This is a genomic window from Variovorax sp. GW821-FHT09D05 (genome assembly GCF_059416325.1).
In genome coordinates, this window is sequence record NZ_JBWKOZ010000003.1 from 353593 (window position 1) to 377830 (window position 24238).

Here is a 24238-nt window from a genome sequence, read left to right on the forward strand (position 1 = left end):
GGCTCCCCCGATCTCCCCCACGATAGAAGAGACACCATGGACACCAAGCCAATCCAGATCAACCGCCGCAGCGCCAACATCGTCGAAGGCAAGAGTCGCGCGCCCAACCGCTCGATGTTCTACGCCATGGGCTACGAAGAGGGCGACTTCAAGAAGCCGATGGTCGGCGTCGCCAACGGCCACAGCACCATCACGCCCTGCAACTCGGGCCTGCAGAAGCTGGCCGACGCGGCCATCGCCGGCATCGAGGAAGCAGGCGGCAACGCGCAGGTGTTCGGCACGCCCACCATCTCCGACGGCATGGCCATGGGCACCGAGGGCATGAAGTACTCGCTGGTCAGCCGCGAAGTCATCTCCGACTGCATCGAGACCTGCGTGGGCGGCCAGTGGATGGACGGCGTGCTGGTGGTCGGCGGCTGCGACAAGAACATGCCCGGCGGCCTCATGGGCATGCTGCGCGCCAACGTACCGGCCATCTACGTCTACGGCGGCACCATCCTGCCGGGCCGCTACAAGGGGCAAGACCTGAACATCGTGAGCGTGTTCGAGGCCGTGGGCCAGAACGCCGCCGGCAACATGAGCGACGAAGACCTGCACGAGATCGAGAAGCGCGCCATCCCCGGCACCGGCTCGTGCGGCGGCATGTACACGGCCAACACCATGTCCAGCGCATTCGAAGCGCTGGGCATCTCGCTGCCCTACTCGTCGACCATGGCCAACCCGCACGACGAGAAGGCCAACTCGGCCAAGGAATCGGCCAAGGTGCTGATCGAGGCGATCAAGAAAGACCTGAAGCCGCGCGACATCGTGACCAAGAAGGCCATCGAGAACGCGGTGGCGGTCATCATGGCCACGGGCGGCTCGACCAACGCGGTGCTGCACTTCCTGGCCATTGCGCATGCGGCAGAGGTCGAATGGACCATCGACGACTTCGAGCGCATGCGCAAGAAGGTGCCGGTGATCTGCGACCTGAAGCCCTCGGGCAAGTACCTCGCGGTCGACCTGCACCAGGCCGGCGGCATTCCGCAAGTGATGAAGGTGCTGCTGAAGGCCGGCCTGCTGCATGGCGACTGCATCACCATCAGCGGCCAGACCATCGCCGAAGTGCTGAAGGACGTGCCGGACGTGCCGCGCGCCGACCAGGACGTGATCCGCCCCATCGACAAGCCCATGTACGCGGAAGGCCACCTCGCCATCCTGAAGGGCAACCTGTCGCCCGAAGGCGCGGTCGCCAAGATCACCGGGCTGAAGAACCCGGTCATCACCGGCCCGGCGCGCGTGTTCGACGACGAGCAGTCGGCGCTCAAGGCCATCCTCGACGGCAAGATCAAGGCCGGCGACGTGATGGTGCTGCGCTACCTCGGCCCCAAGGGCGGCCCGGGCATGCCCGAAATGCTGGCGCCGACCGGCGCGCTGATCGGCGCGGGTCTCGGCGAAAGCGTGGGCCTGATCACCGACGGCCGCTTCTCGGGCGGTACCTGGGGCATGGTGGTGGGCCACGTGGCACCTGAAGCCGCAGCCGGCGGCACCATCGCCTTCGTGAACGAGGGTGACTCGATCACCATCGACGCGCACGAACTCAAGCTCGAACTGAACGTGCCAGAAGCCGAGATCGCCAAGCGCCGCGAAGGCTGGAAGGCACCGGCTCCGCGCTACACGCGCGGCGTGCAGGCGAAGTTCGCGTTCAACGCCTCGAGCGCGAGCTCGGGCGCGGTGCTCGACAAGTTCTGAAATCCACCAGTCAGGCCATCATCCACGCGCCGTAGCCGAAGGCCAGAAACCCGAGGCCTACGATCGCGAGGATGCTGCGAGCCTGGAACTCCAGTGCCGGCGGCAGGTTTTGCACGAGAAAGTGCAGCATGGCGCCGGCGCCGATGGTCATGAAGCCCGCGCCAAACTGCTTCATCGGTTCCGGGTCGGGATAGAGAAACACCAGCGCGAAGCCGGCCAGGAAGACGATGTTGGCGAGTACAGTGCCGCGCGTGCGCCAGCGCTTCTGCACCGGCGTTGGCTCGCGCACAGGTGGTGGCCTGCTGCCGTAGCCGTACCTGCTGCGCCCCTCCTTCAGCGCCATGCCGATGAAGAACAAGCCGAACATGCTCGGAAACGCGCCGAAGATGCCGAGCCCCCAGACCCCGCCCCACATGTTCTGGAAATCGGCCACCAGCGCCTTCGAAGGGTCGGCCACGCTGTAGCGCACCTCCACCGCGTCGCCCCACTCCTTGCCCGACAGGCCGCCGCCCAGCCCCTTGACGCGGCGCTTCTGCCCGTCGGATGCGGTGTATTCGATGATGGGCGCGCGCGACACCGCGGTGCGGCCGTTGCTGTCCTTGCTTTGTTCGTCGACGAACTCGACCAGGCTGCCCTGCACGCTGGTGGTTCCGGCAATCGACTGGTAGCGGTGCCAGCCGATGGTGGCCGCGCCGTAGAGGCCGGCGAAGCCGATCACCAGCGCCCCGACACCCACGCCCCAGAAAAAGCTCTTGAGCCACCCCACGAGCCCGCCGAGGGCCGGGCCGAGCAGCAGGGACAGCCCGAAGACGATCAGCGCGTGGGTGGTGGCTTCTTCGTCCATGGCACTTCTGCTTGATGCATGCGGTGCCGGGACTTCGGCCGATGGCGCTGACTCAGCGGCGCGGGCGCTGCCCGTTGCCGGTCTTCATGCCCATGTTGGTCTTCTGGCGGTCGATGCGGTCCTGCTTGCGCCGCTCTTCCCGCTCGATGACCTTGCGCTTGGTATAGCCCGACGAATCGGCCCAGGCCCACCACGCGACGGCCATCGCGAACGGAGACAGCACGATCCACCAGCTCCAGCCGGCGACCATGCCTACTTCGAGATACTTGAGGGCCAGTCCAAGCAGGCCCAATGCCAGAAACCACATTGCGAATCCCTCCGGGTCGTACTGGCAACGCATCCGTACGCCGTGCACGGTGCTACCTACAATCGCGTTGAGTCGAATGTAACTCAGCCCTTACCAAATAGATCCCCCATGAAAAGAGTCTTGTTGTCGGCAGCTCTGGGCCTCGGCCTCGTAACGCTCGCCGCGCCCGCCTTCGCAGACCTGGCCCTGGCGACTTCGAAGAACTGCATGAGCTGCCATGCGGTCGAGCGCAAGGTGCTCGGCCCGTCGTTCAAGGACGTGGCCGCCAAGTACAAGGACGACAAGGGCGCCGTCGACACCCTTGCCAGCAAGATCATGAAGGGCGGCTCCGGCGTGTGGGGACCGGTGCCGATGCCGGCGAACAACCAGGTCAGCGAAGCCGACGCAAAGAAGCTCGCGGCCTGGGTGCTGTCGACGAAGTAGGCCCCTCGGGCATCACGCCTGCGGGTTGATGTCCGCCGGCACCGGCCGGCGCTCGATGCGGTCTTCGAGCTGGCCGATGTGCGCGGCCACGGTGTTGTCGGTCTGGTCCGAGCGCAGGCGGATCGCGGTTTCGAGCTGCTCCAGGCGAGCCAGCATCGCCGCCTGACGATCGGCGTTCTGCGCCATGTGCTTGTTCTCCTGCGCCTCCAGGAAATTGCGCAGCTCGGTGAAGCGCGAGGCCTCGGCCTTGTCCGCCAGGTCGCGCTGGACCTGCATTTCCTTGGTGTGGCGCTTGGTGTCGATCAGCACCGAGCTGTGCAGGTACAGCACGTAGACGAGGAAGAAAGCGGCCAGCACCACCGTCAGGCCCAGCATGATCAGGCCCAGCGGCGCCGAGACGGTCATGAAGCCCAGCCACACATCGGTGGATGCAGACAGCGTGCCCCAGTTCAGCGCGGCGAGCGCCGCGATGAGCAGCACGATGACAAAAAGAAAAGCGGATCTCACGCCCATGGGGGCCTCCTTCGGAAAGATCGAACACGTCGAAAACCCGTGCGCGTCGAGGCGCACGGTGGTTGCGACGGTTTTACCTCAGCGAAGAGCTCCGTTCGGTGCAGATGGCCGCATAGACGGCCATGTCCTACAGCACCGGTCAGTTGGTCTGTGACAACTGTTCCAAGATGGCCGGATTCTCGAGCGTCGAGGTGTCCTGCGTGATCGCCTCGCCCTTGGCGATGCTGCGCAGCAGTCGCCGCATGATCTTGCCGCTGCGCGTCTTGGGCAGGTTGTCGCCGAAGCGGATGTCCTTGGGCTTGGCGATGGGGCCGATTTCCTTTGCGACCCAGGCGCGCAACTCGTTGGCAATCTGCTTGGCTTCCTCGCCTGTCGGGCGTGCCCGCTTGAGCACGACGAAGGCGCACACCGCTTCGCCCGTCACGTCGTCGGGCCGCCCTACCACCGCGGCTTCGGCCACGAGGTCGGTCTTCGACACCAGTGCCGATTCGATTTCCATCGTGCCCAGGCGGTGGCCCGACACGTTCAGCACGTCGTCGATGCGACCGGTGATGCGGAAATAGCCTCGGTCGGCACTGCGTACAGCGCCGTCGCCGGCGAGGTAGATCGTGCCGCCCATCTCCTCGGGGAAGTAGCTCTTCTTGAAGCGCTCGGGGTCGTTCCAGATCGTGCGGATCATCGAGGGCCACGGCCGCTTGATGACCAGCATGCCGCCCGCGCCGTTGGGCAGGTCCTTGCCGGTCTCGTCGACGATCGCAGCCATGATGCCCGGCAGCGGCAGCGTGCACGAGCCCGGCACCAGCGGCGTGGCGCCCGGCAGCGGCGTGATCACGTGGCCGCCGGTCTCGGTCTGCCAGAAGGTATCGACGATGGGGCAGCGCTCGCCGCCGATATTGCGGTGGTACCACATCCACGCCTCGGGATTGATCGGCTCGCCGACTGAGCCGAGGATGCGCAGGCTCGTGAGGTCCCAGTTCTTCGGGTGCACTTTTTCATCGCCCTCGGCCGCCTTGATGAGCGAGCGGATGGCGGTGGGAGCGGTGTAGAACACGCTGACCTTGTGCTTCTCGATCATCTGCCAGAAGCGGCCCGCGTGCGGGAAGGTCGGGATGCCCTCGAACACCACCTGCGTGGCGCCGGCCGCGAGCGGACCGTAGGCGACGTAGGTGTGGCCGGTGATCCAGCCGATGTCAGCCGTGCACCAGAACACGTCTTCGGGGCGGATGTCGAAGGTCCAGTCCATCGTGAGCCTGGCCCACAGCAGGTAGCCGCCAGTTGCGTGCTGCACGCCCTTGGGCTTGCCGGTGGAGCCCGAGGTGTAGAGGATGAAGAGCGGGTGCTCGGCGTTGACTGGCACGGGGGCGCACTCGGTGCTCTGGCCCTTCAGCGCTTCGGCGAATGTCTTGTCGCGACCTTCCACGCGGTTCCACGCGCTAGGCGTGCGCTCGTACACGAACACCGTCTTGATCGACTCGCAGCCGCCGAGCGCGATGCCGTCATCCACGATGGCCTTGAGCGGCAACTCCTTGCCGCCGCGCAGTTGGTAATTGGCCGTGATGACCGCCACCGCACCCGCGTCGATGATGCGCTCCTGCAGCGCCTTGGCCGAGAAGCCGCCGAACACCACGCTGTGGGTGGCGCCGATGCGCGCGCAAGCCTGCATGGCGATCACGCCCTCGACCGTCATCGGCATATAGATGACGACGCGGTCGCCTTTCTGGATGCCCTGCGCCTTCAGCGCGTTGGCGAACTGGCTCACGCGGGCGAGCAGTTCCTTGTAGGTGACGTTGGTGACGGTGCCGTCGTCGGCTTCGAAGACGATGGCCGTCTTGTTCTCGACCGGGGTGCCGATGTGCCTGTCGAGGCAATTGGCGCTGGCATTGAGTTCGCCGTCGCCGAACCACTCGTAGAACGGCGCCTTCGACTCGTCGAGCGTCTTGGTGAAGGGCTTGGTCCAGTCCAGGTTGTCCTTGGCAAGGCGGGTCCAGAACCCTTCGAAATCCTGCTCGGCCTCCTTGCACAGGGCCTCATAGGCGGCCATGCCGGAAATGCGGGCGCCTTCGGTGGCGCGGGCGTCGGGCGGGAACACGCGGTTCTCGACCAGGACGGATTCAATGTTCTTCGATGCGCTGCTCATGCTCTATGTCTCCTGGATGGGTGCGGCCGTAATGTCGACGGGTCCACTTACGGGTCACTGACGGGCTTGCGAAGGTCAGATGTTAGTTCTCGGGGTTATCACGAGTGCGTCACTGGGGCACCTCTAGAATCCCCGGTCCCCAACCACCGCCTTGCCGATGTCCGCTCCCGAACCTTTCGACCCCCGGAACCCGCCCGTACCAGCCCGCGCTTCACCGCTGCGTCCCCTGCCCAAGCTGATCTTCGCGAGCCGCTGGCTGCAGCTGCCGCTGTACCTGGGGCTGATCGTGGCGCAGGCCGTGTACGTCGTGCACTTCCTGGTCGAGCTGCTGCACCTGGTCGAGGCCGCGTTCGGCAGCAAGGAAGCACTGCAGGCGCTCATTACCAGCATCGGCTACAAGACCACGGCGCCGGTCGGCACGCTCAACGAGACGGTGATCATGCTGGTGGTGCTGGCGCTGATCGACGTGGTGATGATCTCGAATCTGCTCATCATGGTGATCGTGGGCGGCTACGAGACCTTCGTGAGCCGCATGGACCTCGAAGGCCACCGTGACCAGCCCGAATGGCTGAGCCACGTGAACGCCTCGGTGCTCAAGGTGAAGCTGGCCACCGCCATCATCGGTATCAGTTCCATCCACCTGCTGAAGACTTTCATCAACGCGGACAACTACACCGACCGCGTGCTGATCGCGCAGACCGTGATCCACATCGCCTTCCTGTTCTCGGCAATGGCCATTGCCTACACCGACCGGCTGATGGCCCCGGCGCCTCACGCCGGCGACGGCCACTGAGCCTTGCCCCCTAGCCTGCGTGCGGCGCGTCCCACGCAGGCACTTCGGTGAATCGCTCGGCCAGGAAGTCGAGCATCGTGCGCAAGGTGGCCGGCATGTGCTTGCGAGAGGCGTACACGGCGTACATGCCCACCACTTGCGGCTCGAAATCGCCGAAGAGCCGCACCAGTTCTCCCTTCTGCAGCAGCTCCGACGTGAGATAGGTCGGCAGCATCGCAATGCCGGCCCCTGCCCTTGCCAGGTACATCAGGCTCGCCGCGTCGTTGGCGGAGACATTGCCATCCACAGCCACGGACACCGGCTCTCCGTTGTCCTTGCGCGTGAAGTTCCAGAGGCTGCGTCCAAAGTAGGAATGCGTGAGGCAGTTGCGCTGGGCCAGTTCTTCCACGCGCAGGGGTTTTCCGTGCTCCTTCAGATAGGCGGGTGAAGCGCAAACCACCGATCGGCACGTGGTGAGCCGGCGCGCGATCAGATTGGGGTCGATCTCTGCCGCTGTACGAATCGCGAGGTCGATGCGCTCGTCCACGAGGTTGACGGTTCGATCCAGCAACACCAGGTCAACCATCACGGCCGGATAAAGCCGCACATAGTCGGCAATCGCGTCGGCCAGTTGTGCCTGCGCAAACGAGGTTCCGGTGGTGATGCGCAATTGCCCGCGCGGCGCCTCGGCCGGATGCCGCACCGCGGCCTGCATGTCGCCCGTGAGCTCCAACACCTGGCGGCAACGCGGCAGCAGCTCTTCGCCAGCGGCCGTGAGGCTAAGGCGGCGCGTCGTGCGGTGCAGCAGGCGCGCGCCGGTCCATTGCTCCAGCTCGGCCACGTAGCGCGTGACCACCGGGCGGGACATGTCGAGCTTGTCGGCGGCGGCCGAAAGGCTGCCCGAATCGACCACGTTCACAAACACGCGCATGGCGTTCAATCGGTCCATTTGAACGATTTTAGGAATAAACAAGCGCGCAAATCGAGGTATTTCTTTCGAAACCAGAAACCTAAGATGCGGTTCATCCCATCCGATCTTTCGATCTTTCACAGGAGTCACTCATGAGCCACATCGCCATCATCGGCGCCACCGGACGCGCCGGCGGCCGCCTTCTGGAAGAAGCCCTGCGCCGCGGCCACACCGTCACGGCCATCGCCCGCAAGGCCACCGACAAGCTGGCAGGCCGCGCCAACGTGAAGGCCGTCGACCTCGACGTGCTCGATGGCGCAGCGCTCGAAAAAGCGCTGGCCGGCCACGACGCCGTGTTCAGTGCCGCGCACTTCTCCACGGTGCCGCCCGCGGCCATCATCGAGCCGGTCAAGCGCTCGGGCGTGAAGCGCCTGCTGGTGGTCGGCGGTGCCGGCAGCCTGTTCGCGGCGCCCGGCCTGAAGGTGATCGACACGCCGAACTTTCCCGATGCCTATCGCGCCGAAGCCTCGGCCGGCGGCGTGTTCCTCGACACGCTGCGCAACGAGAAAGAACTCGACTGGACCTTCCTGTCGCCATCCGCCGAGTTCGTCGAAGGCGAGCGCACCAGCAAGTTCCGCCTGGGCAAGGACGACCTGCTGGTAAGCGCCGAAGGCCGCAGCTGGATCACCTTCGAGGACTACGCAATCGCGTTCATCGACGAGCTTGAAAAGCCGGCGCACTCCCGTCAGCGATACACGATCGGCTACTGAAACAAAAAAGGACCCGACGAGGGTCCTTTTTCAATGGGCTGACCGAATCAACGGCCAGTCATGTTCTCCGGCACCACCCACTGGTCGAACTGTTCGGCCGTGAGGTGCCCCGAGGCAATCGCCGCTTCGCGCAGGCTCGTGCCTTCCTTGTGCGCCTTCTTGGCGATGTAGGCCGACTTGTCGTAGCCGATGTGCGTGTTCAGCGCCGTCACCAGCATCAGCGAACGCTGCACCAGCTCCGTGATGCGTTCGCGATTCGGCTCGATGCCCACCGCGCAGTGGTCGTTGAAGCTCACCATGCCGTCGGCCAACAGGCGCACGCTCTGCAGGAAGTTGTGCGCCACCATCGGGCGGAACACGTTCAGCTCGAAGTTGCCCGAGGCGCCGCCGATGTTGATGGCCACGTCGTTGCCGAACACCTGCGCGGCCAGCATCGTGACGGCCTCGCTCTGGGTCGGATTGACCTTGCCCGGCATGATCGACGAGCCCGGTTCGTTCTCGGGAATGCTCAGTTCGCCGATGCCGCTGCGCGGACCGCTCGCGAGCCAGCGCACGTCGTTGGCGATCTTGTTCATGCTGGCGGCGAGCGTCTTTAGCGCGCCGTGGGCGTGCACCAGCGCGTCGACGCTGGCCATCGCTTCGAACTTGTTCGGCGCGGTCACGAACGGCAGGCCCGTGAGCTTCGCCAGTTCGGCGGCCACCTGCTCCGCATAGCCCTTGGGCGCGTTCAGCCCGGTGCCGACGGCCGTGCCGCCCAGCGCCAGTTCGCTCAGGTGCGGCAGCGCGGCGCGCACATGCGCCTCGCCGTGCGCGAGCTGCGCCACGTAGCCCGAGAACTCCTGGCCCAGCGTAAGCGGCGTGGCGTCCTGCAGGTGAGTGCGGCCGATCTTCACGATGTCGGCGAAGTCCTTGGACTTCTGCTCCAGCGTGCCGCGCAGCTTGGCAATGGCCGGCAGCAGCTTGTGCGTGATGGCCTCGACGGCGGCCACGTGCATGGCGGTCGGGAACACGTCGTTGCTCGACTGGCTGCGGTTCACATCGTCGTTGGGGTGCACGAGGCGACCTTCGCCGCGCTCGCCGCCGAGGATTTCACTGGCGCGATTGGCCAGCACCTCGTTGACGTTCATGTTGGTCTGCGTGCCCGAGCCGGTCTGCCAGACCACCAGCGGGAACTCGCCCGGGTGCTTGCCGGCGATGACTTCGTCGGCGGCCGCCACGATGGCCTTGGTCTTCTTTTCGTCCTGCAGGCCCAGCGCGTGGTTGACCATGGCCGATGCGCGCTTGACCTGCGCCAGCGCCTTGATGATCTCGCGCGGCTGCTGCTCGCCGGAGATGTCGAAGTTCTGCAGCGAGCGCTGCGTTTGCGCGCCCCACAGCTTGTCGGCCGGCACGTCGATCGGTCCGAAGGTGTCGCGCTCGGCACGGGTCTTGGGGGAAGTCGTCATGAGAAAAAGCTCCGCAGGATCATGAAAGGTCGCGCCGCTCGGCGGGCGCGAGCCCGAGTATCGGCCAATAGGAATAGCTCGCATCTGACGGGGCCATTGGCTGGCCGCTGACATCACGATACGCCTCCCGCCTTGACCGCATCATGTCGAAAAGTTATGATCGAGGGCTTCTGACGACCAACAAGTCATGATGAGTTCGGGTTCCCCGCTCTCTTGAACTTGCAGGTCACCCCTTCACTACTCGCGGATCTCCGAATCCCGTCGCGGTGCAAGGTTCTCCCGCCGGGCCCAGCCCGGCAAACCGGCCGGATCTTTTCCGTCCCCATTGCCACGTCACGCTCATCCAGGCGGCGCCCCTCGACCAGGCCCGTTGCCCTGCGAATGAAGCATCCGGCGGGCACTGGCTTCGTCGCCATGTCGTCTTCAGTGCCTGTCGGCAGCCCATCCAATGGGCTGGAGCGTGGTCGCGTCGCCCTTGCGGGGGTGGCGATCTGTCAACCCCTCACCAAAGGAGCCCCGACGTATGGCCAAAGGAATTCTCATCGACCATGTCTTCAAGGTGTTCGGCGACGAGCCCGAACAAGCCCTGGAGCTGGTCCGGCAAGGTTTTTCCAAGAAGGAGATCCTGGCGCGCACCGGCCAGTCGATCGGCGTGTTCGACGCCACCTTCGAAATCCAGGCCGGAGAAATCTTCGTCATCATGGGTCTCTCGGGTTCGGGCAAGTCGACGCTGGTGCGCCTCTTGAACCGGCTGATCGAACCGACCGCGGGCCGCATCGTGATCGACGGCGCGGACATCAACGAACACTCCGACACCAAGCTGCGCGCGCTGCGCCGCAAGGACATCAGCATGGTGTTCCAGTCGTTCGCGCTGATGCCGCACATGACGGTGCGCGAGAACACCGCCTTCGGCCTCGAACTCTCGGGCACGGGCAAGAAAGAGCGACTGGCGCAGGCCGACCTCGCGCTCGCGCAGGTGGGGCTGGCGGGCTGGGGCGACAGCTATCCCGACGAGCTCTCGGGCGGCATGCAGCAGCGCGTGGGCCTGGCGCGAGCATTGGCCTCGGACCCGTCGATCCTGCTGATGGACGAGGCCTTCTCGGCCCTCGACCCGATCATCCGCACCGAAATGCAGTCGGAGCTGCTGCGGCTGCAGCAGGAGCAGCGCCGCACCATCGTCTTCATCTCGCACGACCTCGACGAAGCCATGCGCATCGGCGACCGCATCGCGATCATGAAGGACGGCCAGGTGATCCAGGTCGGCACGCCCGACGAGATCTTGCGCAGCCCCGCCAACGACTACGTGCGCAGCTTCGTGCGCGGCGTGGACGCGGCAGCCGTGTTCAAGGCGGGCGACATCGCGCGCAAATCGCTCACCGTGGTGTGCGAGCACCCCGAGCGCGGTGCGCGCGCGGCGCTCAAGCTGCTGGAAGACCAGGACCGCGACTTCGCCTACGTGACGAGTCCCAACAAGCGCTTCCTCGGCGTGGTGTCGGCGGACACGCTGCGCGGCGCGCTCGATGGACATTCAGGCCCGCTGGGGCTGCAGCACGCGTTTCTCAACGAGCTGCCGCGCATCGACGCCGAAGCCCCCGTGGCAGGCCTGATCGGCCAGCTCGCGCAGGCGCCGTGCGCGCTGCCGGTAGTGGCGAACGACGGCCGCTTCTGCGGTGCGATCAGCAAGACGACGCTGCTCAAGTTCCTCGACCGCGACACGCCGCCGATCGAGCCCGTCTTGCCCAACGCTGCCCCTGCTCTCGCCGCCGAGCCGCACTGAATTCACGAAGGACCTGAACGATGAACGACAACACACTTCCTTCCGACCTGAGCACGCCTGCCGCCCCTGCCTTCGTCGATCCGTGGGAAGCGCTCTCGGCCGCGCCCGACACCTCGGCCACCAGCGCCTGGCTCGACGCGCCGGTGAATGCCGCCCACCAACTTGCGGGACAAGCCGACGCTGCCACCAGCGGCTTCCAGCTGCACCGCCTGTGGGACGGCTCCCTGCCCGTCGAATCGTGGATCAACCAGGGCCTCGGCTGGGTGGTCGAGCACTTCCGCCCCTTCTTCCAGACCGTGCGCCTGCCCATCGACAGCACGCTGAACTGGGTGCAGGGCCTGCTCACCGGCCTGCCCACGCTGGCGATGATCGCCCTCATCGGCCTCTTCGCCTGGCAGTTCGCTGGCCGCGCGCTGGCCATCGGCACCACGGTGGCGCTGCTGCTCGTGGCCATGCTCGGCATCTGGCCCGAGGCGATGGTGACGCTGTCGCTGGTGCTGACCTCTCTGGTGTTCTGCATGGTCATCGGCTTGCCGCTGGGCGTGCTGCTGGCAAGCAGCGACCGGGCGCAGCGAATCATGCGGCCGGTGCTCGACGCGATGCAGACCACGCCGGCCTTCGTGTACCTCGTGCCGGTGGTGATGCTGTTCGGCATCGGCAACGTGCCGGGCGTGATCGTGACGATCATCTTCGCGCTGGCACCGCTGGTACGCCTGACCAACCTCGGCCTGCGCCAGGTGCGCCCCGACCTCATCGAGGCCGCGCGCGCCTACGGTGCTTCGCCCTGGCAGATGCTGGTGAAGGTGCAACTGCCGCTGGCCATGCCGTCGATCATGGCGGGCATCAACCAGGCGCTGATGCTGTCGCTGTCGATGGTCGTCATCGCATCGATGATCGCCGTGGGCGGCCTGGGCCAGATGGTGTTGCGCGGCATCGGCCGGCTCGACATGGGCCTGGCTACCGTGGGCGGGCTCGGCATCGTGCTGTTGGCGATCTCGCTGGACCGGCTGACGCAAGCCATGGGCAAGTCGCGCCGCAGCGCTGGCCGCCGCTGGTGGCACACCGGGCCGGTGGGCTTCGCGCTGCGCGTGCTGCAGCGCCTCGTGGGTTCGCCTTCGCAACCGGGCACCCAGCCGGTTCCCGCCCTGTCCACGCAAGCGCAATAAGCCGCACGGAGGAACACAACGCATGAAGAAAACCAGTTTCATCGCACGCGGCCTGCTGGCCCTCGCCTTCGTGGCCTCGGGCATGGCCGCCCATGCTGCCAACGACCTGCCCGGCAAGGGCGTTACCGTGCAGCCGCTGAAAAGCTCGCTCGCGGAAGAAGCCTTCCAGACGCTGCTGGTGATGCGCGCGCTCGAAAAGCTCGGCTACACCGTCGAGCCCATGAAAGACCTGGAGCCCGCCACCGAGCATCTGGCCATTGCCAACGGCGACGCCACCTTCATGGCCAACCACTGGAGCCTGCTGCACGCCGACTTCTACAAGAACAGCGGCGGCGACGCCAAGCTGTGGCGCAAGGGCGTGTACTCGGACGGCGCCGTGCAGGGCTACCTGATCGACCGCAAGACGGCAGAGCAGTACGGCATCACGAACATCGCACAGCTGAAGGACCCTGCCATCGCGAAGCTGTTCGACGCAGACGGCGACGGCAAGGCCGACCTGACTGGCTGCAACCCCGGCTGGGGCTGCGAGCTGGCCATCGAGAACCACCTGACGGCCTATCAGCTGCGCGACACCGTCACGCACAAGCAGGGCAGCTACGCCGCGCTGATGGCCGACACCATCGCCCGCTTCAAGCAGGACAAGCCGGTGCTGTACTACACGTGGACGCCCTACTGGGTGAGCGCCGTGCTGCGCCCGGGTACTGACGTTGTGTGGCTGCAGGTGCCCTTCTCGTCCTCTCAAGGCTCCTCGCAGGGCGGCAACGTCGACACGCAGTTGCCCAACGGCAAGAACTACGGCTTCCAGGCGAACCAGGAGCAGATCGTCGCCAACCGGGCCTTCGCCGAGAAGAACCCGGCCGCGGCCAAGCTCTTCGAGGTGATGAAGCTGCCGATCGGCGACATCAATGCCCAAAACCTGCGCATGAGCCAGGGCGCCAATACGCAGCAGGACGTGGAGCGGCACACCGACGGGTGGATCCGGGTGCACCGTCCTCTGTTCGACGGCTGGATAGAGCAAGCCCGAGCCGCAGCGCGGTAGGCGCGTCGGCTGAGATAATCGGGGGGCGTTTCACACTCCAAAAAACTCCCCCCACCATGACGACCACGATCCAGCAGGCCGACCTGATCGAATCGATCAGCGCCGCGCTGCAGTACATCAGCTACTACCACCCCGCCGACTACATCGCCCACCTGGCCCGCGCCTACGAGCGCGAGCAGAGCCCCGCGGCCAAGGACGCCATCGCGCAGATCCTGACCAACAGCAAGATGAGCGCCACGGGCCAGCGCCCGATCTGCCAGGACACCGGCATCGTCAACGTGTTCCTCAAGGTGGGCATGGACGTGCGCTGGGGCGGCTTCACCGGCAGCCTCGACGACGCCATCAACGAAGGCGTGCGCCGCGGCTACAACCACCCCGACAACACACTGCGCGCCTCGGTCGTGGCCGATCCGCAGTTCGACCGCAAGAACACCAAGGACAACACGCCCGCGGTGATCTTCACCGAGATCGTTCCCGGCAACACCGTTGAAGTGACGGTCGCGGCCAAGGGCGGCGGCAGCGAGAACAAGAGCAAGCTGGTCATGCTGAACCCCGGCGACAGCGTGGTCGACTGGGTGCTCAAGACCGTGCCCACCATGGGCGCCGGCTGGTGCCCGCCGGGCATGCTGGGCATCGGCATCGGCGGCACGGCCGAGAAGGCCGCGCTGATGGCCAAGGAAAGCCTGATGGACGACCTCGACATGCACGAGCTGCAGGCCAAGAAGAAGTCGGGCGCCGAGCTGAGCAAGGTCGAGGCGCTGCGCATCGAGCTGTACGAGAAGGTCAACGCGCTGGGCATCGGCGCACAGGGCCTGGGCGGCCTGGCCACCGTGCTCGACGTCAAGATCCAGATGTACCCGACGCATGCGGCGAGCAAGCCCGTTGCGATGATCCCCAACTGCGCGGCCACCCGCCACGCGCACTTCACGATGGACGGCAGCGGCCCTGTCTACCTCGACCCGCCGTCGCTCGACCTGTGGCCCGACGTCAACTGGGCGCCTGACGAGAAGAAGAGCAAGCGCGTCGACCTCGACAAGCTCACGCCCGCCGAAGTGGCAAGCTGGAAGCCGGGCGACACGCTGCTGCTCAACGGCAAGATGCTCACCGGCCGCGACGCCGCGCACAAGCGCATCCAGGACATGCTGGCCAAGGGCGAGAAGCTGCCGGTGGACTTCACCAACCGCGTCATCTATTACGTCGGCCCGGTCGATCCGGTCGGCGACGAAGCCGTGGGCCCCGCCGGTCCGACCACCGCCACGCGCATGGACGGCTTCACCGAAATGATGCTGGCGCAGACCGGCCTGATCGCGATGATCGGCAAGGCCGAGCGCGGCCCGGTTGCCATCGAGGCCATCAAGAAGCACAAGAGCGCCTACCTCATGGCCGTGGGCGGCGCCGCCTACCTCGTGAGCAAGGCCATCAAGACCGCCAAGGTCGTGGGCTTCGAAGACCTGGGCATGGAAGCGATCTATGAATTCGACGTGGTCGACATGCCCGTGACGGTGGCGGTCGATGCCGGCGGCACCAGCGCGCACATCACCGGCCCGGCCGAGTGGCAGAAGCGCATTGCCAGCGGCGAGTTCAAGACCATCATGATGGAAGAAGCTTGAGCGCTGTAGGCGTCTTCGACAGCGGAGTCGGCGGGCTCAGCGTGCTGGCCGCGCTGCGGGCCGAACTGCCGCACGAACGCTTCGTGTACTTCGCCGACACGGCCTATGCGCCGTACGGCGAGCGCGGAGACGCCTATGTGATCGAGCGCTCGCGCACCGTGGTCGAACACCTGCGGCGCGAGCACGGCATCAAGGCGCTCGTGGTGGCCTGCAACACGGCGACCACGGCCGCCATCCATCTGATGCGCGCCGAGAATCCCGACCTGCCGATCGTCGGGCTGGAACCTGGCCTCAAGCCCGCCGTGGCCGCGAGCCGCACGGGGCGCATCTCGGTGATGGCCACGCGCGGCACGCTGGCCAGCGCCAAGTACGCCACGCTGCGCGCCTCATTCGCCGGGTCGGCCGATGTGCGTCCCGTGCCCTGCGACGGGCTCGTGAAGGCCATCGAAGGCTTCGACTCGGCAGGCATCGCGGCACTGTGCGAACGCTACATGGCCGAAGCCGGCCCTTTCGGCGATGCGCCTGGCGAAGTCGACACGGTGGTGCTTGGCTGCACCCACTACCCGCTCGTGAAGGACGAGTTGCGCCGGCATGCGCCGGCCACGCTGCGGTTCATCGACACGGGCGTGCCGGTCGCGCAGCAGACGCGGCGCCTGTTGACAGCGGCGGGCCAGCTGGCGGACAGCGGCAGTGGCGGCCTGCTTCTGCAGAGCAGCGGCGACGTCGCCGTGCTCGAAGCCGCGGCCGCGCGATGGCTCGGGCTCCCTTCTGCTGCGGCCACGACCTGACCAGGTCCGAGTCATGCGTCTCCTGCGCCACGCCGCCCTCCTCCTGTGCCTCTCGGCCGCCGGCCTGAGCCACGCGGCCTGCGAGAGTGGCCTTGCCGAACGCATGCACGCCAAGCTGCATCCCAACCGCCCGCTCGACGAGCGGCTCGCGGCCTGCAAGGTCTGGCCGGCCTTTCCCGGACGCAGCATCGTCGTGCTGCCGATGCCGCGCGAAACCACCGACCGGGGCGCCAAGGTCTTCGACCTGGAAATCCTGCTGATCCAGCGCCCCGACAACGGCAACACCGATCGCGACACCGTCATCGGCCGGCTCGTGCAGCCCGAGGCACTCGACGAAGACGCCACCACGTCGATCCAGGACATCCGCATCGACACCTCGCGCTACGTGCTGTCGCCCGAGGCACGCGCCTTCGGCCTGCGCGTGCGCTACCGGGGCAGCAACGCGCCCGGCAGCCCTCTGGCCAGCGAAACCGTGCGGCTCTACGTGCACCATGGCAAGCAGTTGCGCCAGGTGCTGCAGGAGATCGAGCTCGATCACGACCACGGCGGGTGGGACTCCACTTGCACCGGCCACTTCGAGAAGCTGCGCACCATGCTGTCGGTCGGCAAGGGCAGCAGCAACGGCTTTGCCGATCTGCAGCTGTCGCGCACGCTGCTGCAGAGCCGTGCGCAGGAGCAGGAAGACCAGGGCTGCGTGGAAAAGGCACTGCCCGCGAAGTTCGACACGGTCACGCTGCGCTACGACGGCGAGCGCTTCAAGGTGCCGAAGTCGCTGCAACAACAGACGCCCTGACGGGCGCCTGACCCACGGCCGGTTTTTCACCGAGCCGTCACACTAAGGTAACAGGATGCGCGGTTTAGCCAAAAGAACTACCGCGCACAATGACTTCACTCTCCCAGACCCGCATCCCCTTCAAGCCCCTGTTGCTCGCCAGCGCACTCGCGTTGCTGCTGGGCGCCTGCGGCGGTGGTAACAATTCAGGCGGTTTCAGCGGATTCATTCCGCCCACCAGCACTGCGCCGCCACCGGCCCAGCCGCCCGCCGCACAGCCGGAACCCGACCAGCTCGTGTCGAAGGCACGGTTCACGCCCAATGCGGGCACCACCAAGGGATCGTCCGACGCATCGACTGCCATCGCGTTGCCCGACAACTTCATGATCGTGGCGGACGATGAGGCCAACGTGCTGCGCGTCTACCCGCGCGGCGGCGGTGCCGCGGTGAAGGAATGGAGCTACGAGCTCGAAGGCCCGAAGCTGGCCAAGGAGCTCGACCTGGAGGCCGGCACGCGCATCGGAGACACGCTGTACTTCACCGGCTCCAACAGCAACAAGAAGGACGGCGCCGACGCAGCCGCCGACCGCTCGCACCTCTTCGCAGTCAAGGTCAGCGGCACGGGCGCCGCCACCGCCTTCGACTATGTCGGCCAGTTCTCGCTGCTCGAAGCGCAGCTGATCGCCTGGGACACGGGCAACCTCCATGGGCTCGGCGCCAACCGCTTCGGTTTTGCCGTGTCCGCCGCGGCCGGCATCGCGCCCGAGCGCGTCGACGGCTTCTCCATCGAGGGCATGACCAGCGCACCGGGCGACACCGCCCTGTGGCTCGGCTTTCGCGCTCCGCAGACGGGCACTCAAGTACGCGCCAAGGCATTGATCGTGCCGCTGCAGAACTACGCCGCGCTGATGGCGGGCACCACCACGCAAGCCACCTTCGGCGCACCCATCGAGCTGGAGCTGGGCGGCCGCGGCATCCGCTCCATCGACAAGGGCACCGACGGCAAGTACCTGATCGTCGCTGGCCCGGCTGGCGCCGCCGTGCCCGAGGTGGACCGCAACTTCGCCCTGTTCGCATGGGACGGCAACCCGAACAGCGCGCCGGTGGAACTGTCGAACGACCTCGATGCGCTGCGCAAGGAAACCGGCGGCAGCTTCGAATCCACCGTCGAGGTGCCTGGCCCCGTGACGGCCGGCACGCAGGTGCAACTGCTGCTCGACAACGGCGACACCAAGTGGGACGGCAAGACGGCGTCGAAAGACCTGCCCGCCGCCGACCAGAAGTTCGACGGCTTCGTCGTGCGCCTTGGCAAGCCGTGGGTGGACACCGCCGCGCCGAAGCTGCAGAAGTCAATGCCGGCGGCCGGCCGCGTGGGCGTCAACCTCGACACGTCGATCACGCTGTCGTTCAACGAGGCCGTGCGCCTTGGCTCGGGCAGCATCGTGCTGCACAAGGCCGACGGCAGCGTGATCGAGACCTTCCACACCAACAGCCCCGCCGCGCGCCTGCAGGTGGCCTTCAACGTGCTGAAGCTGGTGCCGACTGCCCCGCTCGAGCTCAGCACCGGCTACTACATCACGGTGGATGCCAATGCCATCACCGACGCGGCTGGCAACGCCTTCGCGGGTATTTCCGATGCGACGAAGCTGAGCTTCACGACCACTGCCGGCGCCACACCGCTGGTGGCCGGCGACCTGCTCTTCATGGCAGCCAATGCCGAAGCGCCCGACGCTTATGCCTTCGTACTGCTGAAGGCCGTGAATGGTGGCACGCAAGTGCTGTTCACCGACCGCGACCGCAAGGCGGGCACGACCGAATTCGCCGGCATCACCAACGAAACAGCATTCTTCTGGACTGCGGACCAGAACCTGCCGGCTGGCACGATCGTGACCATCCAGACCGACGTCACCGGCAATCCGATTGCGGACAAGGGCTTCACGCTCGGATCGCCGGGCGGCATCGGCAAATCGGAAACCATCTACGCCATCGCGGGCGGCACCATCGCCGGACTGGACAACGGCCAGGCGGGACAGATCACCGCTGTCGGCAACCACCTCGCGACCATCACGCTGGGCGGTGCTGCGGGCACCATCCCCGACGCGGTCACGACGGCCGGCACAGGCATCAGCTTCACGGTGCTGCCCGCCAACCAGACCAACGCGATCTACAACGGCTCGCTCGACCGCTCGGACCTGGCAGCCTTTGCTGCCCGCGTGAAGGACCCGGCGAACTGGATCAAGCGCTACGCACCGGAAGTCGGCTATCCGCTGACCAACGACAGCCTGTTCGGCGACAAGCTGCCTTGATTGTTGGCTAGGCACGCAGCGCGGCTTGCCGGCCACGCTGCATGTCGATCGGCAGCAGCAGCAACAGCCCCGCCACAAACAGCACCGCGGTCGACAAGATCGCGATGCGCTGGTTGCCGCCGGTCATCCATGTGATGGCGCCGAAGCTCAGGGGGCCGACGATGCTCGCCAGCCGTGTCGCGAAGGTCCAGAGCCCGAAGAACTCTGCGAGTTGCTGCGGCGGCGCCAGATAGCCCGTCATGGCGCGACCGGCCGATTGACTCGATCCCATCGAGAGCCCTGCGATGGCGGCCGCCCACCAGAAGCCGCCCTTGGTCGTCACCAGCGCGGCGATCACGCAGACCGCGATCCACGCGACCAGCGTGCAGGCCAGCGAGACCTTGTGGCCGATGCGGTCCTGGATGTAGCCGAAACTGAAAGCGCCAAGCGCAGCCGCGATGTTGAGCACGAAGATCAGCACCATGGTTTCGCTCGCGACGAAGCCGATCACCTGCTCCGCGTAGATCGCCGCAAGCGTGATGGCCACGGCCACGCCGCCCTGGTAGCAGACCGTGCAGGCAAGCAGCCACATGAAGTCGCGATAGGCACGGGCCTGCCGGTATGTGGCGCGCAGTTGCTGCCATGCACCGCCCTGCTCCGCGCGGGCCGCCTGGGGCTTTGCGCGCTCGGGCAGCAACACGAAAGTGACGCAGGCGGCCCCACCGTAGATGACTGCCGTGATCAGCATAGTCACCGGCACGAAATGCGCTGCCGGCAAACCTTTCGATTGCGACCACAGCACATAGGCCAGGCAGATGCCCAACGCCAGCATGCCGCCGACGTAGCCGAAGGCCCAGCCCCATCCGCTGACCTTGCCCATGCCCTCTGCTGTGGCGAGTTCGGGCAGGAAGGCACCCGTGAGGGACTCGCCGTAGGAATAGAAGGCGTTGGAGACGATCACCAGCGCCATCGCCAGCGCGACACCGGATGCACCCGAAAAACCCGGCGTGATGGCAAGCGCCGCTGTCGCGAAGACGCAGCCGACGGTCGCGAAAACGAGCACCCGCTTCTTGGCCGCGCGCAAGTCGGCCCAGGCGCCGATGGCGGGCATCGTGAGCATCACGATTGCGTAGGAGGTACTGAGCGCCGCTGTCCACGCGAAGGCGGCCCACGGCGCGCCCTTGGCAATGCCACCCACGAAGTAGGCGGCGAACACGGCCGTGATGACGACCGTGGTGTAGCCCGAGTTGGCGAAGTCGTACATCGCCCAACCGAACACCTCGCGCTTGCGAACGCCCGGGCGCAGCGCGGAGGCGGGAAACAGGGCCATGCGGCCTTGGCCTTGGACCGGGGCGTGGGGTTGCTTAGTGCAGGTGACGCGGACGGCGACCGCCGCCATGGCCACCGCCGCTGCCGCCGCTGCCCGGTCCACCGGTGCCGCGCGGGCGCTTGCCGATTTCGAGCGAGTTCACCAGCGCGTCGAAACGATCGCTGAAGAGGCGGTCGATCTCGGAGACCACGCCACCCAGCTCGGCGCCGTCGAAGTGGCGTTCCATGAGGTTGACGACGTCTTCCACCAGCAGGTCGCGTTGCACCTGCATGATCGCGGCCGGGTTCGGGCCGACGAACAGCATCAGGAAGTCGTCGCGCGATTCTTCTTCGGGGTCGCCCTCTTCCTCGTCGAAGTCGGTGTCGTAGAAGGTGACCTCGATGGCCGCACCGCGTTCGGAGAGCTCGTTCAGGCCCATGCACATCTCGTCGAGCGCCTGGCGGAAATCTTCGTCGCCGGGCACGGTCCAGCACATCTGCAGCGTGTGGTCCTTCTGCTCGAAGCGGATGCCGGGTTCTTCTTCGTAGGTGCTCGTGGCACCGTCGGCCAGCGACTTGGCGCCGGCGTACTTCCAGAGCGGCTTGAGCGCTTCCTGGATCTGGTCGAAGGTGACGTCCGAACGCAGCGGCACGTCGCCGTGCACATGGATCTCAAATGGAGCGTTGTAGCGAGGCATCGAATGCTCCCTTGTAAGTTTGGTACCCGGAACGGGGGTCGAACCCGTATGCCCCGATTAAGGAAGCGGCGGATTTTAAGTCCGATGTGTCTACCAATTTCACCATCCGGGCGTCAGGTTGAACATCGACGATAACCCAAACAAAACAAGCCCCGGCAACGTGGGTTGGCGGGGCTTGGTAGTCGGAGTCGAATCTGGTTGAACCGAGAGAGTGGAGGCGCGACCCGGAGTCGAACCGGGCTAGACGGATTTGCAATCCGTTGCATAACCGCTTTGCTATCGCGCCACGCAGAAATACGAAATCGAACTAGCGAAAAAAAGGGAAGCTGTTGCTTCCCTTTTTCAAAACTGGAGCGGGAAAAGAGTCTCGAACTCTCGACCTCAACCTTGGCAAGGTTGCGCTCTACCAACTGAGCTATTCCCGCGTTTCGAGCCTCGAATTATATACCAGTTTTTCGAGGCTCCACAAGTTTTGCGATCAACCGGTCAGTGCTTGACCGAGCCTTCCGAAGCCGGCGCCCCTGCGCGTTGCTTGGCCAGTTCGGCCACTGCAGCTGCGGATGCAGCCACTTCTTCGTCGGACAGCGGTTCGGGCATTTTCTCGAGAGCGATCTCGAGCACCTTGTCGATCCACTTCACAGGCACGATCTCGAGGCCGTTCTTCACGTTCTCGGGAATCTCCTGCAGGTCCTTGGCGTTCTCTTCCGGAATCAGCACGGTCTTGATGCCGCCGCGCAGCGCGGCCAGCAGCTTTTCCTTCAGGCCGCCGATGGCCGTCACCTCGCCGCGCAGCGTGATCTCGCCGGTCATCGCGACGTCGCTGCGCACGGGAATGCCCGTGAGCGCCGACACGAAGGCCGTCGTCATCGCCGCGCCCGCGCTCGGGCCGTCCTTCGGCGTAGCGCCATCGGGCACGTGGATGTGGATGTCGCGCTTCTCGAACGCCTCGTCCTTGATGCCCAGGCGGCGCGAGCGGCTGCGCACCACCGTGCGCGCGGCCTCGACCGATTCCTTCATCACGTCGCCCAGCGAACCGGTGCGGCTGATCACGCCCTTGCCGGGCATGGTCACGGCTTCGATCGTCAGCAGGTCACCGCCGACTTCGGTCCATGCGAGGCCAACCACCTGGCCGACCTGATTCTGCTTCTCTGCGAGGCCGAAGCTGTACTTGCGCACGCCAAGGAACTCGTTGAGATTCGTGCCGTCGACCGTGACCTTGGGCGTGAACTGCTTGAGCAGCAGGCCCTTCACCACCTTGCGGCAGATCTTGGACAGTTCGCGCTCGAGCGAACGCACACCCGCTTCACGCGTGTAGTAGCGCACGATGTCGCGCACGGCCTCTTCGGTGACGAGGAGTTCTTCTTCCTTGACGCCGTTGTTCTTCAACTGCTTCGGCAGCAGGTACTTGATCGCGATGTGCGTCTTCTCGTCCTCGGTGTAGCCCGAGAGGCGGATGACTTCCATGCGGTCCAGCAGCGCCGGCGGAATGTTCATCGAATTCGAGGTGGCGACGAACATCACGTCGCTCAGGTCGAAGTCGACTTCCACGTAGTGGTCGCCGAAGGTGTGGTTCTGCTCGGGGTCGAGCACTTCGAGCAACGCGCTCGAAGGGTCGCCGCGGAAGTCCGTGCCCAGCTTGTCGATTTCGTCGAGCAGGAACAGCGGATTGCGCGTGCCGATCTTGCTCAGGCCCTGCAACACCTTGCCCGGCAGTGCGCCGATATAGGTGCGACGGTGGCCGCGGATCTCGGCTTCGTCGCGCATGCCGCCCAGCGCCATGCGGGTGTACTTGCGGCCGGTCGCCTTGGCGATCGACTGCCCCAGCGAAGTCTTGCCCACGCCCGGAGGTCCCACGAGGCACAGGATCGGCGCCTTGACCTTGTCGACGCGTTGCTGCACCGCGAGATATTCGAGGATGCGGTCCTTGACCTTCTCGAGGCCGTAGTGGTCGGCATTGAGCACGGCCTCGGCATTGGCCAGATCGTGCTTGATCTTGGTCTTCTTGCTCCACGGCAGGCCGATGAGCACGTCGATGTAGTTGCGCACCACCGTGGCTTCGGCCGACATGGGCGACATCAGTTTGAGCTTCTTGAGCTCGCCCTCGGCCTTCTTCAGGCCTTCCTTCGACATCTTCGCGAGCTTGATCTTCTTCTCGATCTCCTCGATGTCCGCGCCCTCTTCGCCTTCGCCGAGCTCCTTCTGGATGGCCTTGACCTGCTCGTTGAGGTAGAAGTCGCGCTGGTTCTTTTCCATCTGGCGCTTCACGCGGCCACGGATCTTCTTGTCGACGTTGAGGATGTCGACTTCGCGCTCGAGTTGCCCGAACAGGTTCTCCAGGCGCGCCTTGACGTCGTCGAGGTCGAGCACGGCCTGCTTGTTGTCGAGCTTGAGCGGCAGGTGCGCTGCGATGGTGTCCGCAAGGCGGCCCGGATCGTCGATGCTCGAGATCGAAGTCAGGATCTCGGGCGGAATCTTCTTGTTCAGCTTGACGTACTGGTCGAACTGCTGCATCACCGCGCGGCGCAGCGCCTCGACCTCGGTACCCTTCTCGCCGCCTTCGGGCGCCTCGACGGGCGTCACGTTGGCCGAGAAGTGCGTCTCGCCGTCGTCGATGCGGTTCACGCGTGCGCGCTGCTGGCCTTCGACCAGCACCTTCACCGTGCCGTCGGGCAACTTGAGCATCTGCAGGATGGTCGAGACGCAGCCGACCTCGAACATGTCCTCGACCGAGGGCTCGTCCTTGGCAGCGGCCTTCTGGGCCACCAGCATGATGCGGCGCTCCGCCTCCATGGCCAGCTCGAGCGCCTTGATGCTCTTGGGGCGACCCACGAAGAGCGGGATCACCATGTGGGGAAACACCACGACGTCGCGCAGCGGCAGCAGCGGCAGGTCGAGGGCTTCGGGAGGCAGAGGGGTATGGCCAGACATGCAGATCCTTCGCGT

Annotated in this window: 20 protein-coding genes and 3 tRNA genes; 11 read left to right on the forward strand and 12 right to left on the reverse strand. The window is 65.8% G+C overall.

What is annotated here, in order from left to right; translation table 11 throughout:
• Nucleotides 1-36 precede the first annotated feature (36 nt).
• Nucleotides 37-1731 (forward strand): dihydroxy-acid dehydratase, encoded by a 1695-nt coding sequence (gene ilvD, locus AC07O3_RS09630; RefSeq protein WP_093056474.1) that lies wholly within the window; start codon nucleotides 37-39, stop codon nucleotides 1729-1731.
• Between the two features lie 10 nt (nucleotides 1732-1741).
• On the opposite strand, the gene AC07O3_RS09635 is transcribed toward ilvD, so the two are convergent.
• Complete coding sequence (locus AC07O3_RS09635) at nucleotides 1742-2575, reverse strand: DUF3592 domain-containing protein (RefSeq protein ID WP_495339175.1); 834 nt, start codon at nucleotides 2573-2575, stop codon at nucleotides 1742-1744.
• Nucleotides 2576-2627: 52 nt separating this feature from the next.
• On the reverse strand, nucleotides 2628-2882 hold the full coding sequence (locus AC07O3_RS09640) for a TIGR04438 family Trp-rich protein (RefSeq protein WP_495339176.1): 255 nt from the start codon (nucleotides 2880-2882) through the stop codon (nucleotides 2628-2630).
• A gap of 108 nt (nucleotides 2883-2990) precedes the next feature.
• Between AC07O3_RS09640 and AC07O3_RS09645 the strand changes: the two genes are divergently transcribed.
• On the forward strand, nucleotides 2991-3305 hold the full coding sequence (locus AC07O3_RS09645; RefSeq protein ID WP_093056471.1) for a c-type cytochrome: 315 nt from the start codon (nucleotides 2991-2993) through the stop codon (nucleotides 3303-3305).
• Between the two features lie 12 nt (nucleotides 3306-3317).
• On the opposite strand, the gene AC07O3_RS09650 is transcribed toward AC07O3_RS09645, so the two are convergent.
• Both AC07O3_RS09650 and acs read right to left on the reverse strand, forming a co-directional pair.
• Nucleotides 3318-3818: an SPFH domain-containing protein gene (locus tag AC07O3_RS09650; RefSeq protein WP_093073774.1), complete on the reverse strand. Its 501-nt coding sequence runs from the start codon at nucleotides 3816-3818 to the stop codon at nucleotides 3318-3320.
• 139 nt (nucleotides 3819-3957) lie between these two features.
• On the reverse strand, nucleotides 3958-5955 hold the full coding sequence (gene acs, locus AC07O3_RS09655; protein ID WP_426388880.1) for an acetate--CoA ligase: 1998 nt from the start codon (nucleotides 5953-5955) through the stop codon (nucleotides 3958-3960).
• 157 nt (nucleotides 5956-6112) lie between these two features.
• Between acs and AC07O3_RS09660 the strand changes: the two genes are divergently transcribed.
• Nucleotides 6113-6748 (forward strand): YqhA family protein, encoded by a 636-nt coding sequence (locus AC07O3_RS09660; protein ID WP_093056468.1) that lies wholly within the window; start codon nucleotides 6113-6115, stop codon nucleotides 6746-6748.
• Nucleotides 6749-6758: 10 nt separating this feature from the next.
• Here the strand turns inward: AC07O3_RS09660 and AC07O3_RS09665 are convergent, their stop codons facing one another.
• Complete coding sequence (locus AC07O3_RS09665; RefSeq protein ID WP_093056467.1) at nucleotides 6759-7676, reverse strand: LysR family transcriptional regulator; 918 nt, start codon at nucleotides 7674-7676, stop codon at nucleotides 6759-6761.
• A 113-nt stretch (nucleotides 7677-7789) separates the two neighbouring features.
• Here AC07O3_RS09665 and AC07O3_RS09670 point away from each other — a divergent pair, with 113 nt between their 5' ends.
• Nucleotides 7790-8407 (forward strand): NAD(P)-dependent oxidoreductase, encoded by a 618-nt coding sequence (locus AC07O3_RS09670; RefSeq protein ID WP_495339177.1) that lies wholly within the window; start codon nucleotides 7790-7792, stop codon nucleotides 8405-8407.
• 47 nt (nucleotides 8408-8454) lie between these two features.
• On the opposite strand, the gene fumC is transcribed toward AC07O3_RS09670, so the two are convergent.
• Nucleotides 8455-9852, reverse strand: coding sequence for a class II fumarate hydratase (fumC, locus tag AC07O3_RS09675; RefSeq protein WP_495339178.1), 1398 nt, complete (start codon nucleotides 9850-9852; stop codon nucleotides 8455-8457).
• 523 nt (nucleotides 9853-10375) lie between these two features.
• Here fumC and proV point away from each other — a divergent pair.
• The 7 genes from proV (at nucleotide 10376) to AC07O3_RS09710 (ending at nucleotide 19310) form a co-directional block, all read left to right on the forward strand.
• The gene (proV, locus tag AC07O3_RS09680; RefSeq protein ID WP_495339179.1) at nucleotides 10376-11629 is read left to right on the forward strand and encodes a glycine betaine/L-proline ABC transporter ATP-binding protein ProV; all 1254 of its coding nucleotides are present in this window, start codon (nucleotides 10376-10378) and stop codon (nucleotides 11627-11629) included.
• Nucleotides 11630-11649: 20 nt separating this feature from the next.
• The gene (gene proW / locus AC07O3_RS09685) at nucleotides 11650-12795 is read left to right on the forward strand and encodes a glycine betaine/L-proline ABC transporter permease ProW (RefSeq protein WP_495339180.1); all 1146 of its coding nucleotides are present in this window, start codon (nucleotides 11650-11652) and stop codon (nucleotides 12793-12795) included.
• 22 nt (nucleotides 12796-12817) lie between these two features.
• A complete protein-coding gene (gene proX / locus AC07O3_RS09690; RefSeq protein WP_440531713.1) occupies nucleotides 12818-13834 on the forward strand; it encodes a glycine betaine/L-proline ABC transporter substrate-binding protein ProX in 1017 nt (338 codons plus the stop codon).
• 56 nt (nucleotides 13835-13890) lie between these two features.
• On the forward strand, nucleotides 13891-15444 hold the full coding sequence (locus AC07O3_RS09695) for a fumarate hydratase (protein WP_093056461.1): 1554 nt from the start codon (nucleotides 13891-13893) through the stop codon (nucleotides 15442-15444).
• A complete protein-coding gene (gene murI / locus AC07O3_RS09700) occupies nucleotides 15441-16232 on the forward strand; it encodes a glutamate racemase (RefSeq protein ID WP_093073760.1) in 792 nt (263 codons plus the stop codon). The genes AC07O3_RS09695 and murI overlap by 4 nt, the downstream gene beginning before the upstream one ends.
• A 13-nt stretch (nucleotides 16233-16245) precedes the next feature.
• On the forward strand, nucleotides 16246-17025 hold the full coding sequence (locus AC07O3_RS09705; RefSeq protein WP_093056459.1) for a PA3715 family protein: 780 nt from the start codon (nucleotides 16246-16248) through the stop codon (nucleotides 17023-17025).
• A gap of 89 nt (nucleotides 17026-17114) precedes the next feature.
• Complete coding sequence (locus tag AC07O3_RS09710) at nucleotides 17115-19310, forward strand: Ig-like domain-containing domain (RefSeq protein WP_495339181.1); 2196 nt, start codon at nucleotides 17115-17117, stop codon at nucleotides 19308-19310.
• Nucleotides 19311-19317: 7 nt separating this feature from the next.
• Here the strand turns inward: AC07O3_RS09710 and AC07O3_RS09715 are convergent, their stop codons facing one another.
• From AC07O3_RS09715 to lon, 6 genes are all read right to left on the reverse strand, one after another.
• Nucleotides 19318-20619 (reverse strand): MFS transporter, encoded by a 1302-nt coding sequence (locus tag AC07O3_RS09715; RefSeq protein WP_495339182.1) that lies wholly within the window; start codon nucleotides 20617-20619, stop codon nucleotides 19318-19320.
• Between the two features lie 34 nt (nucleotides 20620-20653).
• A complete protein-coding gene (locus AC07O3_RS09720; protein ID WP_093056456.1) occupies nucleotides 20654-21295 on the reverse strand; it encodes a DUF6806 family protein in 642 nt (213 codons plus the stop codon).
• A gap of 20 nt (nucleotides 21296-21315) precedes the next feature.
• A tRNA-Leu gene (locus AC07O3_RS09725) sits at nucleotides 21316-21407 on the reverse strand.
• Nucleotides 21408-21507: 100 nt separating this feature from the next.
• Nucleotides 21508-21581 (reverse strand) — tRNA-Cys (locus tag AC07O3_RS09730).
• A 63-nt stretch (nucleotides 21582-21644) separates the two neighbouring features.
• A tRNA-Gly gene (locus tag AC07O3_RS09735) sits at nucleotides 21645-21720 on the reverse strand.
• Between the two features lie 61 nt (nucleotides 21721-21781).
• Nucleotides 21782-24223 (reverse strand): endopeptidase La, encoded by a 2442-nt coding sequence (gene lon, locus AC07O3_RS09740; protein WP_093056455.1) that lies wholly within the window; start codon nucleotides 24221-24223, stop codon nucleotides 21782-21784.
• Between the last annotated feature and the right edge of the window lie 15 nt (nucleotides 24224-24238).

Excerpts from the sequence above, each read along its gene's own strand:
- AC07O3_RS09670 (WP_495339177.1), top strand. The coding sequence starts at position 7,790 with ATGAGCCACATCGCCATCATCGGCGCCACCGGACGCGCCGGCGGCCGC.
- AC07O3_RS09640 (WP_495339176.1), bottom strand. The coding sequence starts at position 2,882 with ATGTGGTTTCTGGCATTGGGCCTGCTTGGACTGGCCCTCAAGTATCTC.
- AC07O3_RS09715 (WP_495339182.1), bottom strand. The coding sequence starts at position 20,619 with ATGGCCCTGTTTCCCGCCTCCGCGCTGCGCCCGGGCGTTCGCAAGCGC.
- AC07O3_RS09710 (WP_495339181.1), top strand. The coding sequence starts at position 17,115 with ATGACTTCACTCTCCCAGACCCGCATCCCCTTCAAGCCCCTGTTGCTC.
- proW (WP_495339180.1), top strand. The coding sequence starts at position 11,650 with ATGAACGACAACACACTTCCTTCCGACCTGAGCACGCCTGCCGCCCCT.
- AC07O3_RS09695 (WP_093056461.1), top strand. The coding sequence starts at position 13,891 with ATGACGACCACGATCCAGCAGGCCGACCTGATCGAATCGATCAGCGCC.
- lon (WP_093056455.1), bottom strand. The coding sequence starts at position 24,223 with ATGTCTGGCCATACCCCTCTGCCTCCCGAAGCCCTCGACCTGCCGCTG.
- AC07O3_RS09705 (WP_093056459.1), top strand. The coding sequence starts at position 16,246 with ATGCGTCTCCTGCGCCACGCCGCCCTCCTCCTGTGCCTCTCGGCCGCC.
- AC07O3_RS09665 (WP_093056467.1), bottom strand. The coding sequence starts at position 7,676 with ATGGACCGATTGAACGCCATGCGCGTGTTTGTGAACGTGGTCGATTCG.
- AC07O3_RS09650 (WP_093073774.1), bottom strand. The coding sequence starts at position 3,818 with ATGGGCGTGAGATCCGCTTTTCTTTTTGTCATCGTGCTGCTCATCGCG.
- proX (WP_440531713.1), top strand. The coding sequence starts at position 12,818 with ATGAAGAAAACCAGTTTCATCGCACGCGGCCTGCTGGCCCTCGCCTTC.
- acs (WP_426388880.1), bottom strand. The coding sequence starts at position 5,955 with ATGAGCAGCGCATCGAAGAACATTGAATCCGTCCTGGTCGAGAACCGC.
- AC07O3_RS09660 (WP_093056468.1), top strand. The coding sequence starts at position 6,113 with ATGTCCGCTCCCGAACCTTTCGACCCCCGGAACCCGCCCGTACCAGCC.
- proV (WP_495339179.1), top strand. The coding sequence starts at position 10,376 with ATGGCCAAAGGAATTCTCATCGACCATGTCTTCAAGGTGTTCGGCGAC.
- fumC (WP_495339178.1), bottom strand. The coding sequence starts at position 9,852 with ATGACGACTTCCCCCAAGACCCGTGCCGAGCGCGACACCTTCGGACCG.
- ilvD (WP_093056474.1), top strand. The coding sequence starts at position 37 with ATGGACACCAAGCCAATCCAGATCAACCGCCGCAGCGCCAACATCGTC.
- AC07O3_RS09635 (WP_495339175.1), bottom strand. The coding sequence starts at position 2,575 with ATGGACGAAGAAGCCACCACCCACGCGCTGATCGTCTTCGGGCTGTCC.
- AC07O3_RS09720 (WP_093056456.1), bottom strand. The coding sequence starts at position 21,295 with ATGCCTCGCTACAACGCTCCATTTGAGATCCATGTGCACGGCGACGTG.
- AC07O3_RS09645 (WP_093056471.1), top strand. The coding sequence starts at position 2,991 with ATGAAAAGAGTCTTGTTGTCGGCAGCTCTGGGCCTCGGCCTCGTAACG.